Source organism: Streptosporangium sp. DT93 (assembly GCF_049844535.1).
GTDB lineage: Bacteria > Actinomycetota > Actinomycetes > Streptosporangiales > Streptosporangiaceae > Streptosporangium.
Genome location: NZ_JBNCLF010000071.1, coordinates 1 through 527 on the forward strand (window position 1 = coordinate 1; position 527 = coordinate 527).

The 527-nt window shown below is 61.9% G+C and carries 1 rRNA gene; it reads left to right on the top strand.

Annotated features, from left to right (window positions below):
- Nucleotides 1–96 (top strand): 16S ribosomal RNA (locus ACLQ2R_RS39525); the annotation flags it as partial.
- Between the last annotated feature and the right edge of the window lie 431 nt (nucleotides 97–527).

A 527-nucleotide genomic window follows, 5' to 3' on the forward strand; every position in this document is an offset into this window, starting at 1 on the left:
CTTGTCTGGGGGGAGCGGTCGAAGGTGGGGCTGGCGATTGGGACGAAGTCGTAACAAGGTAGCCGTACCGGAAGGTGCGGCTGGATCACCTCCTTTCTAAGGAGCACCGGCTCTACCTCCTCGGCCCTGGTGGTCGAAGGTGGAGTCCACGTCACGGTCAGGGACGCCTGTTTCCTGCGTGACACGCTCATTAGTGGAGCACTGGCTACTCAACCGGGCCTGATCGGCCGGAACCTGCTAGTACCGCCCCTGCTTCGGCTAGGGGAGTGGGAGCGCATGGGATCGGGGGTCGTCCTGGTTGAACACACTGTTGGGTCCTGAGGAAACGGACATCAGAGCGGGCCCGCTGAGGCGGGCTTGCTGTCTGTTTGACCCTCATGCGGGGCCGATCGTCTGTCAGACCGGTTTGTTTCGTGGTTCGTGTGGTTTTTCCGTGCGGGGCTGTGGAGCGGGTGCTGGTGGCGGGTGCGGGAGGTCGCTGTTTGTTGTTTGAGATTTGCATAGTGGACGCGAGCATCTTTGTGGCC